Genomic DNA, 17,573 nt, shown 5'->3' with positions numbered 1-17,573 from the left:
CTACGTCGGTCCCGCGGGCGGTTGCACGCACCCGTGGGACCAGGGTCATCCGGGCGCTACCAGGTGACGGCGTCGACGTACGCCGTGCCCTTCCAGGTGCCGCTCGTCTGGAACTCCAGGCCCAGTTGGTACAGGGGCGTGGTGGACCCAGAGGGCAGCTTCACGGTGATGCTGTTCCAGGCGCCCGCCTTGAGGCTGCCCACGGCGTACCAGGTGCCCGTCCAGCGCCAGTTCGCGGCCGCGCCCTCCAGGGCGTAGGGCTGCACGCCGACGATCTTGCTGCCGGTGGGGAGCCAGAAGCGGAACGTCACCGTCCTGCCCGCCGGTACGGCCGCGTTCGCCACGGCCACGGTGCCCTTGCCGGACGTGCCGTTGAAGGGCACGGCCAGCGAACGGGTGCCCGCGGAGGCCTGCGTGGTGCTGGTGCTGACGGCCGACAGCGCCGCGCCAGCCGCGCTCCAGCCCTGCGTGTTGGACTCGAAGCCGTACTTCGAGGGGTCGGCCGGCGTGCCCGCGTCGGACGAACCGGTGCCACCGTCCGTCGTGCCACCGTCCGGCTTCGTGCCGCCATCCACGCCGCCGTCGGTGCCGCCATCCACACCGCCGTCCGGCTTCGTGCCGCCGTCGGTCGGAGGCGTGCCTGCGTCGATGGGAGGCGTGCCCGCATCGGTTGAACCGCCTCCCGGGGGCGGCAGGGTGGTGCCGGCCGCGGGGAGCGAGAGTCCACCGGCCTGGAGGAACGTGCCCGCGCGATTCTTGAGGTAGGGCTGCCCGTCGGTGGCGAGGTCGTTCTGGTAGGAACTCTGGCCGCCCGCGCCCGCGCCGTACATCAGGGCGACGACGCCCACGTTGGCGAACTTGCGCCGGTGCGCGTCACCACTCGCGCCGAAGAAGTACTCCGTGCGGTTGTCCTTGTAGCCCTGGCGCGCGCCGCCGCTGTTGTTGACGTTGAGGTGGTTGGAGTTGCCCACCGGAATCTGCCACAGCACCCAGCGCTTGCCGGTGGTCTGATTGAAGAGCCGCAGCCACTCCGCGTAGCGGTTGTACGAGCGGGAGGTGATGGACGCCGTGTCGCTCATGTCCCAGGTGTGATCCGCGCCCTGCGTGAGCCGGTAGAAGTCCGCGTCGCGGTCCAGCGGATCCCCCACGAGCACGTCGTAGGTGGAGCCGGTGACGTTGGACGCGAGCCCCGCCGGGTTGATGAACGCGACGACCTTGTCCACCTCCGGCTGGAGCGGATCCGTGAGGGAATTGAACGCGATGTCCTTGCCGCTGGCCCACGCGGAGATGTGCAGCCCGAGCACGACGTTGTTCGCGCCCACCGACTTGCGAAGCTGGAGGAACGCCAGGCTCCAACCCGCCACGGTGTTGGGCAGGCCCGCCAGCTCCGGCATCCCGGAGGCGGCGATGGCCGCGTAGGTATTGGGGTTGGAGTTCGTCTGGAACTGGAGGAAGCCGACGGCGTCCGGTTCCACGTGCACGACGACGGGACCGCCGAAGGTCTTCGCGCGCTGGAGGAGCAGCTTCACGTCCTCGAAGTAGGCGCGCATGGTGCTGGCGTTCTTCAGCTTCGCCAGCGTCTCCTGCTCGCCGCCGCCCGGCTCACCGAAGAGTTGGTAGTAGGTGACGACGGGGACGAAGCCCTGCGCCTTCGTCTCGGTGAAGAAGCTGGCGGCCCAGGCGCCATCGTGGGCGCCATAGCCCCAGTTGTCCGCCCAGCCCTTGGTGAAGTAGCGGTAGCGCGCGTCCCAGGGGACGTCGCTGTCGCGCATCCAGCTCTGGCCGGCCTCCTCGAAGAGGCCCACCATCAGTCGGTTCTGGAAGGCGGAAGGCACGGGGCCCTGCACACCCGTGGCGGCCAGGGCCGGAAGCGCCCCGAGACACGTCAGCGTCAGCAGCGCCGCGAGGGCGCGTCGAATGGGGTTGGTCATGGAGGCGCTAGTACGCTTCGCCACCCCCATCTCCTTCCTGCGCGGCCCACTTCGCACTCCCGGTCGGCAGCCCTCCGGGCACACCGCCAGGGGCTCCTCGGAGTTATGATTTGGCGGCTTTGACGGATTTTTCCGTCATCTCCTGGAGATTTCCATGTCGCCATTCAAGCCCCCGTCCGCCGCCGTGCTCACCGTCCTGGCCTCGCTGGTGGGTGTCCCGTCCGCCTTCGCGGTGACTCCCGAGGTGCGTGACTTCCTCATCCAGGACGTCTGCGTGGATGGGGCGGATCAACCCATCGCGGGGGATCCGTACACCTGTCCCTCGCACCGCGACCTGCGGCAGGGTGAGGCGGTGCCGTACCTGCGGACCGACAAGAGTCTGGTGAACGGGGCGGTGTACCAGTCCGTGTTCTCGTTCCCCGTGCGCTCGCCCAACGCCGCGGATCCGAATCCCCGGGTGGTGGTGGCGAAGGAGTTCGGTGGCAACGACGTGGGGACGGCCTTCCGGGACTTCGATCGCTGCACGAACGGCAACTGCACGCCGGTGTTCCGGGACGGCTACGACGTCGCGGAGATGAACGGCACCTACGTCTCATTCGTGGGAACCAGTGACCCTGGCATCAACCACCAGACCTTCTGGCGATCGGGATGCCCCAGCGGGACCCAGGATCCGTCGTGGAACGAAGACGGGTGGATCCTCTTTCCCTCCAACCTCACGCGGGGTGTCCAGGGCAACGTGACGCACGGGATCAGCATCACCACGAACGACCGGTGTCTCCCGTCGTTCAACTCGGCGCACGCGGCCTGGGACTACCCGGCGCAGGACCTCGTCTACACGTCGGGCAAGTCGATGCCGACCATCACGTCGCACCACTTCGCGGGCACCGGCAGCAACAACGCGACGTCGTTCGAGGTCTTCTTCTTCACGAAACAGTACGGCTTCACGCGCTGGGAGGCATGGAAGCGCTCGGACCAGTGTGGAAGCTCCGGCTGCGCGCCGCTGGTGAACCCCAACTGCAACGGCGCGACGAGCACCGTGTTCAGCGGTCAGACGTTCTACCGGTTGGACTGCCGGGACAGCACCTACGTCATCCCGCAGCCCTTCCCGCTGGAGCCGGTGCTGTTCCTGCCCACACCGCAGCTCAGCCGCACGCAGAACCTGGTGAAGGGGGGCACCTTCGCCAATGGCCTGCTGGAGGCGGGATGGAACCGATTCAGTCCCCAGACGGCGACGAACTGGACATTCAAGTCCGGCCAGCACACGGCGAACAACGTGTCGCTGGCGTTCTCGTGCGCGGGGACCTGTTCCTCCAACAGCGTGTACCACGACGCGAACGTCTCCTCGTTGAACGGAGGCGGCGTCCAGACGGTGCGCTATGGCGCGGCGCTCAAGGCGGACGCGACGGCGGGCCTCTACATGCAGGCCCACCTGTTCGCCCTGAACGGCACGCACCTGACGTCCCGGTCGCGCTACCTCGACGCGGGGACGTCCTTCGCGCGCTTCCAGGACGCCTTCGCCTGGGATTTCAACGCGCAGCCCCTGTCCAACATCCGGTTGGAGTTCTACCCGGTGGTGGGTAATCGAGACTACCACCTGGACGAGGTGTTCCTGGTGGGGCAGTAGCGAACACTACGCGGCCGACGTGCGCGGCGCTGAAGGTGTCTCTGCTTCGATGCGCCGCATGCCGTCGGACAGGTGCCGCGCCATGGTTTCGACGTGGGGCGGTTCAATCATCGTCTGGTGATTGCCGGGCACGGGCAGCACCTCCAGCCCGTGCTGGACGAGCACCTGCCACGGTTGTTCGGGATGGAGCGGATGGGGCGGCACGTGCTCCTGGGCTCGGAGGTACGTGGCGCGTCCCGCGTAGCCCACGGGCTCGTAGCTGAAGAGGGCGCGCATGTGGGCCTTCCAGACGTCCAGGAAGACCTCCAGGTCCCGGAGCGAATACGAGTCCGGCACGGTCGCGCCCGCGCGGGCTTGCCGCAGGACTTCGCGCATCTGTTCGTGCGGCGGCAGCGTGCGCAGGTGCTGCGCGAGCGTCGGCGTGTCGTCTCCGAACATGGCCGCGAGCAGCGCGGCGTCGTCCTCGAAGCGGGTGGGCATCTGGCCGGGGCCGGGCGTGTCCAGGAAGACGAGCAGCGCGGGAGGGATGCCCAGCCTGAGCATGCGCTGGGCCATCTCGTAGACGATGGTGCCGCCCATCGAGAGGCCCACGAGGTAGTACGGCCCTCGGGGCTGGCACTGGAGCATCGCGTTGAGGTGGTGCGACGCGAGCGCTTCGATGCTGCCCAGCGGCGGGCATTCACCGTTCACGCCCGGAGCCTGGAGGCCGTAGACCGTCCGGTCAGGCCCGAGCGCCCGCACGAGATCCTGGTAGCAGAACACCGTGCCGCCCACCGGATGCATGCACCACAGCGGCGGAAGGTCCGCGCGGCCCTGCTGAAGCGGCACGACGCCTTCGGGCAGGGCCGAGGACTGCGATGCGCCGGGCGCATCCGGTGTGAGTCGCGACTGGATCCACTGCGAGAGCGCCGCGACCGTCGGGCTCTGGAAGAGGACCTGGAGCGGGACCTTGAGCTGGAAGTGTTCGGACAGCTTCGACACGAGCTGCGCCGCGAGCAGGGAGTGTCCTCCCAGGTCGAAGAAGCTCGCGGTGACGCTGAGGGACGTGCGCGTGAGGACCTGTGCCCACACGTCCGCCACCTGTTGTTCCAACGGCGTGCGGGGCGCCACGCCGGTGTCGTCCGCTTCCGTGGACTCCTCGGGTCGTGGCAGGGCGCGTCGGTCCACCTTCCCGTTCGCGTTGAGCGGCAGCGTGTCGAGCAGCACGAACGCCGAGGGCACCATGTGACTGGGAAGCAGTCCCTGGACGTGGGCGCGCAGGTCGCTGGCGCTCAGGGCCTCACGGAAGGTGACGTAGGCGACCAGTCGCTTGTCGCCGGGCGAGTCCTCACGCACGAGGACGATGACTTCGCGCACGGAAGGGTGCTGGCGCAGGACCGCTTCGATTTCGCCGGGCTCGATGCGGAAGCCACGGATCTTCACCTGATGGTCGCGGCGGCCGACGAAGACGAGGGCGCCGTCGTGCTGTTGCCGGACGAGGTCGCCAGTGCGGTAGAGGCGGGCTCCTGGGACGGAGGAGAAGGGGTGGGGGATGAAGGCATCAGCGGTGAGGTCGGGCCGCTCCCAGTACCCCCAGGCAAGGCCGTCGCCCCCGACGAAGAGTTCTCCGACGACGCCCGGGGCCACCGGGTAGCGGTGCGCATCCAGCACGTACGCCGTGCTGTTGGAGAGGGGCCGGCCGATGGGCACCGTGTCGGTGACGGGCCCTGTCACGGGGTGCCAGGTGCTGAAGGTCGTATTCTCCGTGGGGCCGTAGACGTGCAGCAGCCGACGCGGCCCGCCATGGGCGAGCAGTCGGTTGACGCAGGCCGGGTCCACGGCCTCGCCGCCGAACAGGAGCGTGGACAGGCCGTTGAAGGCCGTGGGCTCCATCCGAGCAACGTGATTGAAGAGGGCCGTGGTGAGGAACAGCGCGGTGATTCGCTCATCGCGCAGGACGCGGGCGAGCGTCGCGGGCTCGATGATCTCCTCCTTCGAGAACAGGACGAGCGTGGCGCCGTTGAGCAGGGCGCCCCACAGCTCGAACGTCGACGCATCGAAGGACACCGTCGCGGCCTGGGCCACGCGGTCGTCCGGACCGAACGGGATGTAGTCCGCATCCATCACCAGTCGCAGCACGGCCTGATGGGGAACGCAGACGCCCTTGGGGCGGCCCGTGGACCCGGACGTGTAGATGACGTACGCGGGTTCGGAAGGATGGAAGCCGCGAGCATCGAATGGGGATCCCGCCTGTGAGACAGGCTCCAGCGTGTCGATGCGGAGGATGCCAACTGCCTCCGAAGGAAGCCGGCCGGCGAGCGTCGCGTCCGTGATGATCCGGTGCAGTCGCGCGTCCGAGGCCATGAAGGCCAGGCGTTCTGACGGGTAGTCCGGATCCAGCGGCACGTAGGCGCCGCCCGCCTTGAGGACGGCGACCAGTGACACGATGAGATCGATTCCTCGGGGCAGGCACACGCCGACCCGCGGAGTCTCACGTCCCACGCCCTGCGCCTTGAGGGCCCACGCGAGCTGATTGGCGCGCGTGTCCAGCTCCGCGTAGGTGACTGCCTGGGCTCCGTGGCGCACGGCGATGGCGTCCGGACGCGCGGCCGCCTGGGCTTCGAAGGTCTGCACGAGGGACACGTCGCGCGGGTAGGGCCGGGCGGTGTCGTTCCACTCCACCAGGACGCGGTGGCGCTCCTCCTCGGAGAGCCAGGACAGGGCGTGGAGGGAGGCATCGGGCTGGCGGAGCGCGCTTTCGAGCAGGCGCCGGAAGTGATCCGACATCCGTTCAATCGTGTGTGGTTCGAAGAGCGCGGTCGCGTATTCGAACGTGCCGCTCAGGCCCTCGGGGGTTTCGGTCAGGGCCAGGGTGAGGTCGAACTTGGAGGTCCAGGTCTGGAGTTCGAGCGCCTGGACCTGGAGGCCGGGGAACCGTGGCGGCATCCCGGGCGCGTTCTGGAGGGTGAACATCACCTGCACCAGGGGACCGTGGTCCAGGGCGCGCTCGACGTGCAGCTCCTCCACGAGCTTTTCGAAGGGCAGCTCCTGATGCGCATAGGCGCCCAGGGCCCGGTCTCGCACGCGGCGCACGACCTCGCGGAAGGAGGGCTTGCCGTGCAGCCACGCACGCAGGGGCAGCGTGTTGACGAAGAAGCCGATGAGCCCCTCCAGCTCCTCGTGCGTCCGGTTGGCGATGGGCGTGCCGACGATGAAGTCCTGCTGGCCGCTGTAGAGCGACAGCAACACCTGGAAGCCCGCCATCAGCGTCATGAACAACGTGGCGCCTTCCTGGCGGCCCAGCACCTCCAGGGGCTCGCGCACGGTGCGTGGGAGCGTGAAGACCTGGGTGGCCCCCGTGAAGCGCTGCACGGCGGGACGTGGGTGGTCCGTGGGCAACTCCAGGAGCCTTGGTGCGTCCGCCAGCTCCTGCTTCCAGTAATCGAGTCTCCGTTGGAGCACATCCCCCTGGAGCCACTGGCGCTGCCACGCCGCGTAGTCCGCGTACTGCACGCTCAGGGGCGCGAGGTCCGAGGGTCGCCCTGCGTGGTGTGCCTGGTACTCGGAGGAAAGCTCCTCGTAGAGAACGCCGAGCGACCATCCATCGGACACGATGTGGTGCAGGTTGAGCAGCAGCACGTGATGCCGTTCGTCCTCGCGCACGAGGAGGGCGCGGAACAGCAGGCCTTCCGCGAGGTCGAAGGGCGTCTCCGCTTCCTGTTTCAGGACGGCGTCGGCTTCTTCCTTCGAGCGGGCCTCCACCGTGCGGAAGGACACCGGAAGCCGGGGTGCGATCCGCTGCGCCGGAACGCCATCGCCCGGGAAGGAAGTGCGCAGCGATTCATGCCGGTCCACCAGCGCCTGGAGTCCGTGCTCCAGCGCGGCCACGTCCAGCGTCCCCTCCAGCCGCAGCGCCATGGGCATGTTGTAGGCGGCCCGGTCGTCGTGGAACTGGTGGAGGAACCAGAGGCGTTCCTGCGCGAACGACAGCGGTGGCGGACCGTCACGGTGCAGGGCCCGGATCGCGGGACCGGGCAGCACCGTGTCCTTCATGCGTGCTTCCAGGTGCCCGGCCAGGGCTTCGATGGTGGGGAACTCGAAGACCGTGCGGACGGGAACCGGGATGGACAGCGCCTGGGAGATCCGGGAGACGACCTGCGTGGCCAGCAGCGAGTGCCCGCCCAGGTCGAAGAAGTTCGCGTCGACACGGACGTGGGACAGATGCAGCACCGTGCACCAGATGTCGGTCAGCGTCTGTTCCAGCGCGGTCAGCGCCCGCGTCGGGAATGAGCCGGCGGAGGGTCCTTCCTCCGTGAGGGGCACCGGCAGCGAGCGTCGGTCCACCTTCCCATTGGGCGTCATCGGCAGCGCGTCGAGCAGCACGAACGCCGAGGGCACCATGTGGCTGGGAAGCAATCCCTGGACGTGGGAGCGCAGGTCGCTGGCGCTCAGGGCCTCACGGGAGGTGACATAGGCAACCAGCCGCTTGTCGCCGGGCGAGTCCTCCCGCACGAGGACGAGGGCTTCGCGAACGAAAGCATGCTGGCGCAGGACCGCTTCGACTTCGCCGGGCTCGATGCGGAAGCCACGGACCTTCACCTGATGGTCGCGGCGGCCGACGAAGACGAGGTCGCCGTCGTGCTGTTGCCGGACGAGGTCGCCAGTGCGGTAGAGGCGGGCTCCTGGGGAGGAGGAGAAGGGGTGGGGGATGAAGGCGTCGGCGGTGAGGTCGGGCCGCTCCCAATACCCCCAGGCGAGGCCATCGCCCCCGACGAAGAGTTCACCGATGACGCCCGGGGCCACGGGGTATCCCTGCGCGTCCAGCACGTACGCCGTGCTGTTGGAGACGGGACGCCCGATGGGCACCGCCAGCGCATCGGCTTCGACTTGAGCCGGCGAGAACCACGTGCTGTACGCCGAGTTCTCCGTGGGGCCGTAAGCGTGGACGAGGTGCTCGGGGGCGCTGTGTGCCAGCAGTGCGCGGACGCAGGTTGGGTCCGCGGCCTCGCCACCGAAGAGCAACCCACGGAGGCCCTTCAGGAGCGAGGCATCGGTGCGCGCGACATGGTTGAGGAGCGCCGTGGTCAGGAAGAGGATCGTGATGCCCTCTTCCTGGACCCGCTTCGCGAGCACCGTGGGTTCGATGACCTCGTCCTTCGACAGCAGCACGAGCGTGGCGCCATTGAGCAGGGCACCCCATAGCTCGAACGTCGACGCATCGAAGGCGACCGTCGAGGTCTGGGCCACCCGGTCCTCGGGGCGGACCTGGAGGAAATCAGGGTCGAGGACCAGCCGCGCGACCCCGCAATGCGGGATGCATACGCCCTTGGGCCGGCCGGTGGAGCCCGACGTGTAGATGATGTGCGCCAGATCGTCGCCGGAGCCTTCGTCCGGAGGCGCGTGACGGTCACGCTGGCTCCACGTCTCTGCCCGAGCCTCCAGGCACAGGACCGACCACGCACCGTCCGGCACCCGGTCCAGGAGTGACGCCTGGGCCACGACCGCGACGAGCCGTGCGTCGCCCGCCATGAACGCCAGGCGTTCGGAGGGGTAGTCCGGATCCAGCGGCACGTAGGCGCCGCCCGCCTTGAGGATGGCGACCAGCGACACGATGAGTTCAATGGAGCGCGGCAGGCAGACACCCACTCGGGGGGCCGCGCGTCCCACGCCCCGGGCCTTCAGGTCCCAGGCGAGCTGATTGGCGCGCGCTTCCAGCTCCGCGTACGTGAGGCTCCGGTCCCCGTGGCGCACGGCGATGGCGTCCGGACGCGCGGCCACCTGCGCGGTGAAGGCGCGCACGAGGGATGCGTCGCGCGGATAGGCCCGCGCGGTGTCGTTCCACTCCACCAGGACGCGGTGGTGCTCCTCCTCGGACAGCCAGGGCAGGGCGTGGACGGAGGTGTCGGGTTGATGGGTGGCGCCTTCGAGCAACCGGCGGAAGTGGTCGGCCATCCGCTCGACGGTGCGCGGCTCGAAGAGCGCGGTGGCGTATTCGAATGCGCCCGAGAGCCCGTCGTCCGTCTCCTCCAGCATCAGGCTCAGGTCGAACTTGGACGTATGGGTTTGAAGCTCCAGGGCCCGCACCTGGAGGCCGGGAAGCTGGGGCAGGGTGCCGGGCGCGTTCTGCAGGGCGAACATCACCTGCACCAGGGGGCCGTGACTCAACGAGCGCTCGACGTGCAGCTCCTCCACGAGCTTCTCGAAAGGCAGCTCCTGGTGCGCATACACCCCCAGGGCCCGATCCCGCACCTGACGCAGCAGCTCCCGGAAGGAGGGAGCGCCTTCCAGCCGGGCGCGCAGCGGCAGCGTGTTGACGAAGAAGCCGATGAGCCCCTCCAGCTCTTCACGCGTGCGGTTGGCGATGGGCGTGCCGACGATGAAGTCCCGCTGACCGCTGTAGCGCGACAGCAGCACCTGGAAGCCCGCCAGCAGCGTCATGAACAGCGTGGCCCCTTCCTGGCGCGCCACGGTCTCCAGCGAGTGGCGGAGCGAAGAGGCCAACGTGAAGCGATGGGTCGCGCCCTCGAACCGCTGCACGGCGGGACGCGGGCGGTCCGTGGGAAGCTCCAGGACGTGCGGTGCCTCCGCGACCTGCTGCTTCCAGAAGTCGAGCTGCCGCTGGAGTCCTTCCCCCTGGAGTGCCTTCCGCTGCCACGCCGCATAGTCCGCGTACTGCAAGGGCAGCGGGGTCAGCTCCGCATGACGGTCCTGAAGCCGCGCCCGGTACTCCGAGGACAGCTCCCGGTACAGCACCCCCAGGGACCATCCGTCGGACACGATGTGATGCAGGTTGAGCACCAGCACCGAGCACGTGCCTTCAAGTTGGATCAGCAGCGCTCGGAACAAGGGTCCGCGAGCAAGGTCGAAGGGTGCCTCCGCCTCCCGCTTCAGACGCTCCAGGACCCGAGCATCGTCGGGTGCATGAGCGTCGATGTGCTGGAGTTCCAAGGCGAGCCCTGGATCCGCGTGGATGTGCTGGGAGGGGTGGTCGCCTTCGGGGAAGGTGGTGCGCAGGGCTTCATGCCGGAGGATGAGCGCTTCGAGGCTGGCGCGCAGCACGGGGACGTCCAGCGGACCGTCCAGGCGCAGGGCCATGGGCATGTTGTAGACGCCGCGTGCCTCATGAAGACGCCCGAGGAACCACAGCCGCTCCTGCGCGAAGGAGAGGGGAAGGGTGGACTCGCGAGGCAGCAGGGGAATGCGCGAAGCGTCCCGGCTTCCCTCTTCCATGAGTCGCGCCACCGTCCGGACGAACGCCTCCAGGCGCGGGGCTTCGAAGAGCGCGCGCACGGGAAGGGCCACGCCCAGCGCATCGCGCACACGTGACACCACCTGCGTGGCCAGCAGCGAATGGCCTCCCAGGTCGAAGAAGTGGGAGTGCGCCCCCACCTCGCGGCCGTCCAGCACGGAGGCCCAGATGTCCGCCACCTGTGCCTCCAAGGGGCTTCGGGGCGCGACGAAGTCGTCGGTGCCGGAACGGGAGGTTTCGGGTGCCGGCAGTGCACGCCGATCGATCTTCCCGTTGGGCGTCAGGGGCAGTGCCTCCAGCACCACGAACGCGGCGGGCACCATGTGGTCCGGGAGTCGGGCCTGGAGGTACTCGCGGAGCGCCGCGTCCGTGAGGTCCGGGGCCGCGACATAGGCGACAAGTCGGCGGTCGCCCGGGACGTCCTCGCGCACCATCACGAGGGCTTCGTGCACGGAGGCGTGCTGCCGCAGGGCCGCTTCCACCTCGCCCAGTTCGATGCGGAAGCCTCGCAGCTTCACCTGATGATCGCGGCGCCCGATGAACTCCAGGACGCCATCGGTCCGCTGTCGCACCAGGTCGCCGGTGCGGTAGAGCCGCGCGCCCCGCCTGTCGCTGAACGGATGGGGAACGAACTTCTCCGCGGTGAGCGCGGACCGATCCCAGTATCCGAGCGCCAGTCCGTCGCCCCCCACGAACAGCTCCCCCACGACCCCTGGCGGGACCCCCTGGAGTCGCGCATCCAGCACATAGGCGGTGCTGTTGGCGAGCGGTCCACCAATGGGCACCGAAGTGACTCCCGCGTGTGGCACCCGATACCACGTGCTGAAGGACGTGTTCTCCGTGGGGCCGTAGCCGTTGATCAGCGCGGTGGGGCCTCCGTGCGCGAGCACCGCGTTGACGCAGGAGACGTCCGCGGCCTCGCCGCCGAAGATCATCCAGGACAGGTGACGGAAGGCCTCGGGGCGCGTGCGGGCCACGTGGTTGAACAGGGCCGTGGCCAGCACCATGTGCGTGATGCGCTCTTCCTGGAGGCGGCGCGCCAGCACGTCCGGGTCGATGATCTCGTCCTTGGAGAACAGGACCAGCGTGGCCCCGTTGAGCAGCGCGCCCCAGATTTCCAGTGTGGAGAGGTCGAACGCGATGGTCGTGGACTGCGCCATCCGGTCGCCGGGGCCCAGCCGCACGTAGTCGGGATTGAGCACCAGTCGCACCACGCCCTGATGCGGGATGCACACGCCCTTGGGCCGACCGGTGGAGCCCGACGTGTAGATGATGTGCGCCAGATCCACCGGCAGCACCGCGTCCAACCCGGACGGTCCCTCCATGGTGTCGTCCGGAGCATCCAGGCACATCGGCGTCCAGGCGCCTCCGGGCAACCGTGACGCCAGGGCCTCGTGGGTCACGATGGCGACGAGCCGCGCGTCCCCGGCCATGAAGGCGAGGCGCTCCGACGGATGCTCTGGATCCAGCGGGACGTAGGCGCCACCGGCCTTGAGGATGGCCAGGAGCGACACGATGAGATCGACGGAGCGGGGCAGGCACACGCCCACCTGCGGCGTGCCTCGGTGGACACCCATTGCCCGCAGTCTCATGGCGAGCCGGTCCGCCCGTGCGTCCAGCTCCGCGTAGGTGAGCGTCCTGGGGCCATGGCTCACGGCGATGGCTTCGGGACGCTGAGCGACCTGTGCCGCGAAGGCGTCCACGATCGACAGGTCGGAAGGGTAGGGACGCGCCGTCGCGTTCCAGTCCCGGAGCACCTGATGCTGCTCGGCCTGCGAGAGGAAGACCGCGTCCGCCGTGGCCCGGTTCGGTGCTTCCACGAAGCGCCGCAGCACCTGGAGGTAGTGCTCGGACAGGCGCTGGATGGTGGACGCATCGAAGAGCGCCGTGGCGTATTCGAGCGTTCCCACGAGTCCGTCACCAGCCTCCTCCAGCGCGAGGAACAGCTCGAACTTGGATGTCCGTGTGTCCAGCGTCAGTGGGGTGACGGCCACGCCCGGGAATTGGAGCTGCCCGGCCGGCGCGTTCTGGAGCGCGAACAGCACCTGGATGAGCGGCGTGCGGCTCTGCTCCCGTTCGACCTGGAGGGCTTCGACCAGCTTCTCGAACGGTAGGTCCTGATGCGCGTAGGCCCCCAGCGCGCGGTCCCGCACCTGATGCAGCACGTCCTGGAAGGAGGGCATGCCTTCGAAGCGGACACGCAACGGAAGCGTGTTGACGAAGAAGCCGATCAGTCCCTCCAGCTCTTCACGCGTGCGGTTGGCGATGGGCGTCCCCACCACGAAGTCGCTTTGACCGCTGTAGCGCGACAGCAGCACCTGGAAGCCGGTGAGCAGGGCCATGAACAGCGTGGCGCCCTCCTGTCGTGCCACGCCGTCCAGGGCGTGGCGAAGCTCCGTGGGGACCTTGAAACGGTGGATGGCTCCGGCGAATTTCTGCACGGTGGGACGCGGCCGATCGGTCGGCAACTCCAACACGTGCGGCACATCCGCGAGCTGCTGCTCCCAGAACCCGAGCTGCTGTGTAAGCACATCGCCCTGGAGCCACTGGCGCTGCCACGCCGCGTAGTCGGGATACTGGAGTGGTAGGGGCTCCAGCGCGGAGTCCTCTCCCAGGCTCCGCGTCCGGTACTCCGAGGACAGCTCGCGGTACAGCACGCCGAAGGACCACCCGTCGGAGATGATGTGGTGCAGGTTGAGCACCAGCACCTGCTTGCGTTCCCCCTCCCGGATGAGCCGAGCGCGGAAGAGAGGGCCCTCCGCCAGATTGAACGGCTGCTCCGCCTCACGCTGCATCCACTCGGCGGTCTCTTCCTCGGAGTGCGACTCCACGCACGCCAGGAGCACGGTCAGGCGCGAAGCGACCCGCTGCACCGGAACGCCGTCACCGGGGAAGGTCGTGCGCAGGGCTTCGTGTCGATCCACGAGGGCCTGGAGGGCCTGCTCCAGCACGGAAGCTTCCAGCGCCCCGTCCAGCCGGAACGCCATCGGCAGCGAGTACAGCGGCGAGCCCGGCATCCAGCGATCGAGGAACCACAGCCGCTGCTGCGAGAACGACAACTGCTCCCGCGCCGCACCTGTGCACGGGGGAATGGGCGCTTCGGTGTGCCCGGACGTCGGGTGCCCTGTCTCCACGGCAGCGGAGAAGGCGCGCAGGGTGGGGTGCTCGAAGAGGGTGCGGAGGGCCACGGGCCTCTGGAGCAGGTCCCCCAATCGCGCGATGGCCCGCGTGGCCAGGAGCGACTGTCCTCCCAACTCGAAGAAGTCCGCGGTGGCGCTGACGGCGTCCACGCGCAGCACCTCCGCCCAGACCCTGGCGATGGCCCGCTCCAGCGCGGTCTCAGGCGCGACGAAGTCGTCCTCGGCACCGGGGCAGTCGCGGGGATCCGGAAGGGCCTTGCGCTCCACCTTGCCGTTGGCCGTGAGCGGCATCGCGTCCAGCACGACGATCGCCGACGGCAGCATGTGCGCGGGCAGGTGGGCCTTCAGGTGCGTTCGCAGCAGGGCCGATGTCAGGGGCTCGCTGGCCGTCACATACGCGACCAGCCGCTTGTCTCCCGGCACATCCTCGCGCACGAGCGCGACCGCCTCCTGCACGGACGTGTGAAGGCGCAGCGCTGCTTCAACCTCTCCCGGTTCGATGCGGAAGCCGCGCACCTTCACCTGGTGGTCGCTGCGTCCCACGAAGTCCACCGCGCCGTCCGTGAGCCTCCGCGCCAGGTCTCCCGAGCGGTACATCCGCGCGCCCGGTTCGGTGCTGAAGGGATCCGGCAGGAACCGTTCGGCGGTGAGGTCGGGTCGCTCCCAGTAGCCCCACGCGACGCCGCTGCCGCCCGTGTACAGCTCGCCCACGGTGCCTGGGGGCACCTCGCGGCCCGCTTCGTCCAGCACGTACATCCGCGTGCCGGAGATGGCGTGACCGATGGGCGCGGGCTCGGAGCCGAGCGGCGCCCGCAGGGGCTGGCAGCTCGTGAACGTGGTGTTCTCCGTGGGCCCGTAGCAGTTGATGACGCGCGTGTGGGGCAGGGCCTCCAGCGCGCGTCGGGCGTGGGGCAGCGACATCACCTCGCCGCCCGTGTAGAGCTGCCGCAGCGTCTCCGTGCCCGGCAGGCCCAGGTCCACCAGGTTGTTGAAGAGGCCGGTGGTGAGGAACGCCGTCGTCACGCGCTCCGTGCGCAGGAAGTCGCCCAGCTCGTCCAGCGCCGACGCGCCCCGGGAGAACACCGCGACGCGGCCACCGTTGAGCAGCGCTCCCCAGATCTCGAACGTGGACGCGTCGAAGGCCACGGGCGCCAGCTGCAACAGCACCTCGTCCGGTCCCAGGTGCACGTAGTCCGCGTCCAGCACCAGCCGCAGCACGCCCCGGTGTGGCACGCAGACACCCTTGGGCCGGCCCGTGGAGCCCGACGTGAAGACGACGTACGCCAGGTCCTCCGGGACGGCGTCGCACCCAGGCGGCGTGTCGCTGAAGGCCGCCACGGTGTCCGCGTGCGCGTTCAGGCAGAGCGTGTGCCAGTCACCCTCGGGCAGCCGCGACTCCAGCGCCGCGTGCGTGAGGATGATCCGCACGCGCGAATCCGTGGCCATGAAGGCGAGCCGCTCCGCGGGGTATTCCGGATCGAGCGGGACATACGCACCGCCCGCCTTGAGGATGCCCAACAGCGCGACGAGCAGATCCACCGAGCGCGGCAGACACACGCCCACCCGTGGCTGTTCACGGCCCACGCCCCGCGCCTTCAACGCTCCCGCGAGCCGGTTCGCCCGCGCGTCCAGCTCCGCGTACTTGAGCTGCTGCCCATCACAACGGACGGCGATGGCCTGGGGCTGCAAGGCGACCTGCGTCTCGAAGGCCTCGGCGATGCTGCGAGGAGACAGGCCCCGGGGGGACGGGGAGGCGTCGACGGTGTCGATCATGTCGTCGCGCCACCCCCAGGAGGCGGGGGGACCAGTGCCGCCGCGTCAGGCACGGTGGCGGATGCAAGAGGGGCGACGCGTGTTTCGAATTAAAGAGACGTTGATGCAATGCGCGCAAGGTCGGACGCCACCCACCACCGTGGCGGGGAGGATGCCCTCATGCGTCTAAATTCCATCCCGGCGTCACGGTTGTTTCACGGAGAGCAGAGCAGACCGGGCTCGGGCGCATCCGCATCCTGCAACGCCAGGAGGCACGCGAGGGCCTCCGGATCCACGGAGTCCATCAGGTACGTGCGGCGCCACAACATCGCGGCGAAGCGCTGGGGAAGCTGCGCGTCGGGAGCGACGAGCGCGCGACGAACGCCGTTGCTGCCCTGCGCGGCGCGGGCCTGCGCGGCCTCCAGCTTCGCGACCTCGTCGGCGCAACCCTCCGGGCAGTTGTAGAGGAACACCGCGTGCCCGTGCTCCAGGTTGTGCAGCCACGAGCAGCGCGGCTGCTCCGTGGTGTAGCTCTGGCACTGCAGCCATGTGGGGCAGTGCATGCCGGAGTTGGGCGGGTTCTCGCCGTTGCCGCACGCGGTGCTGCCGCACGAACTCACGTGGTTGGACGCGGTGACGGCGGACAGTGGGAAGGAGAAGCGCTCACAAGCCTCTCCGCCCGGAGTCGGGTCATCGGTGGTGGAACCGCAAGCGAGGCACGACGCGAGGAGGAGGGCAGGGAGGGCGCGAAGCATCCGCCCTGTCATATCGCAATCATCCGGGCGCGACGCCGCGTCGCTCCACGTCGCGGCCGTTCAGTCCACGGAAGCCCATGCCCTCCATCATGCGCAGGAAGTCCGCGGGCGGCAGGCTGCCACTGGCCACGTGCCGGACATCGCCTTCCTCGGAGGTCTCTTCCAGCGTGGGCCGCTCCCAGTCCCGCATCAGGCCCTTCAGGTTCAACGGCGCGCGGCTTCTCAGCGTGAAGTCCACGCGGCCGGGCAGGTAGCCGGTGTTCGCGGCGATGACGACATGGTCGGGCATCCGCTGCGCCCATCGCACCGCGACCAGCGGATGCACCTGGGTTTCGGAACTGAACAGCAGCAGGGCCACCTTGCCCGCGAAGCGCGGTGGCGTCTTGGCGCAGCGCACCACCTCACGCTGGACCTCCAGCCGGCAGTCGCGCAGCGCATCCACGCCCAGCACGCGGCTCTCGAGGATGTCCGACGCGCTCCCCGCGCGCAGCAGCACCTGCATCGCCAGCGGGGTGGCGACGCGGTGGGAGCGCGTGGCCGCGTTCAACAGCGAGACGGTCTCCACCACCGCCGTCCGCTTCGCCCGCCGCAGCGCGTCCTTGAGGAAGGGCATCGGCGCATCCGGGCCCAGTGCCGCCACGGTGCCCAGCGCGGCCAGCCACTCCAGCGGCCCCGGCACGACGAAGTGCGACATCAGGACGTAGGTCAGCACGCTGGTGTTGGCGACGGGCTCGTGGCCGTGCGCGCTCAGCACCTGGACCTCCGGTGGGAATCCGTTCGCTCCCTGACGGTCATGGCGATCCACGACGAGCGTGGGAACGCCGGGCAAGAGGGGCCCACCCCAGCGGTTGCCCATGTCCAGCACCACCATCGCCTCCGCCGGAGCCGTGCCCAGGCGCTCCAGGAAGGTCTCGGAGTGGAGGTCCTCTCCCTTGCCCGGCAGCCGAGCGGTCGGGCGTGCACCCAGGGACTGGAGCGCTCGCAGCATCAGCACGCCGGACGCGAGCCCATCCGCGCTCGGGTGCGGAACCACCAGCACGTGCTTGCCCCGGCAGTCCTCCAGGAACCGCCGGGCCTTCGCCAGCTCCGGCTCCGGAGCGGGCCAACTGGCATCCCTGGTGTGTCCGAGCAGCATGGAAGAAA

Annotated in this window: 5 protein-coding genes; 1 reads left to right on the top strand and 4 read right to left on the bottom strand. The window is 69.2% G+C overall.

Annotation, left to right across the window (positions count from 1 at the left end; all coding sequences use genetic code 11):
• Window positions 1-56: 56 nt before the first annotated feature.
• Window positions 57-1,955, bottom strand: a complete 1,899-nt coding sequence (locus D7X74_RS00880) for a hypothetical protein (RefSeq protein WP_233601914.1) — start codon at window positions 1,953-1,955, stop codon at window positions 57-59.
• A gap of 130 nt (window positions 1,956-2,085) precedes the next feature.
• Here D7X74_RS00880 and D7X74_RS00875 point away from each other — a divergent pair, with 130 nt between their 5' ends.
• Window positions 2,086-3,555, top strand: a complete 1,470-nt coding sequence (locus tag D7X74_RS00875; protein ID WP_120530981.1) for a hypothetical protein — start codon at window positions 2,086-2,088, stop codon at window positions 3,553-3,555.
• 6 nt (window positions 3,556-3,561) lie between these two features.
• Here D7X74_RS00875 and D7X74_RS00870 read toward each other — a convergent pair whose 3' ends face one another.
• From D7X74_RS00870 to D7X74_RS00860, 3 genes are all read right to left on the bottom strand, one after another.
• Window positions 3,562-15,696 carry a non-ribosomal peptide synthetase gene (locus D7X74_RS00870; RefSeq protein WP_120530980.1) on the bottom strand — a complete coding sequence of 4,045 codons (12,135 nt, stop codon included), beginning with the start codon at window positions 15,694-15,696 and terminating at the stop codon, window positions 3,562-3,564.
• Between the two features lie 194 nt (window positions 15,697-15,890).
• Window positions 15,891-16,430 carry a DUF3105 domain-containing protein gene (locus tag D7X74_RS00865; protein WP_233595426.1) on the bottom strand — a complete coding sequence of 180 codons (540 nt, stop codon included), beginning with the start codon at window positions 16,428-16,430 and terminating at the stop codon, window positions 15,891-15,893.
• Window positions 16,431-16,449: 19 nt separating this feature from the next.
• On the bottom strand, window positions 16,450-17,565 hold the full coding sequence (locus D7X74_RS00860) for a DHH family phosphoesterase (protein ID WP_120530978.1): 1,116 nt from the start codon (window positions 17,563-17,565) through the stop codon (window positions 16,450-16,452).
• Window positions 17,566-17,573 lie beyond the last annotated feature (8 nt).

Source organism: Corallococcus sp. CA047B, from assembly GCF_003612065.1.
Taxonomy (GTDB): domain Bacteria; phylum Myxococcota; class Myxococcia; order Myxococcales; family Myxococcaceae; genus Corallococcus; species Corallococcus praedator.
The sequence above is the reverse complement of the archived record's forward strand: the minus strand, read 5'-3'. Positions and strand labels throughout refer to the sequence as shown.

What these genes read in the sequence shown, in the direction of transcription:
- D7X74_RS00860 (WP_120530978.1), bottom strand. Translation starts at nt 17,565, where the DNA reads ATGCTGCTCGGACACACCAGGGATGCCAGTTGGCCCGCTCCGGAGCCG.
- D7X74_RS00870 (WP_120530980.1), bottom strand. Translation starts at nt 15,696, where the DNA reads ATGATCGACACCGTCGACGCCTCCCCGTCCCCCCGGGGCCTGTCTCCT.
- D7X74_RS00865 (WP_233595426.1), bottom strand. Translation starts at nt 16,430, where the DNA reads ATGCTTCGCGCCCTCCCTGCCCTCCTCCTCGCGTCGTGCCTCGCTTGC.
- D7X74_RS00875 (WP_120530981.1), top strand. Translation starts at nt 2,086, where the DNA reads ATGTCGCCATTCAAGCCCCCGTCCGCCGCCGTGCTCACCGTCCTGGCC.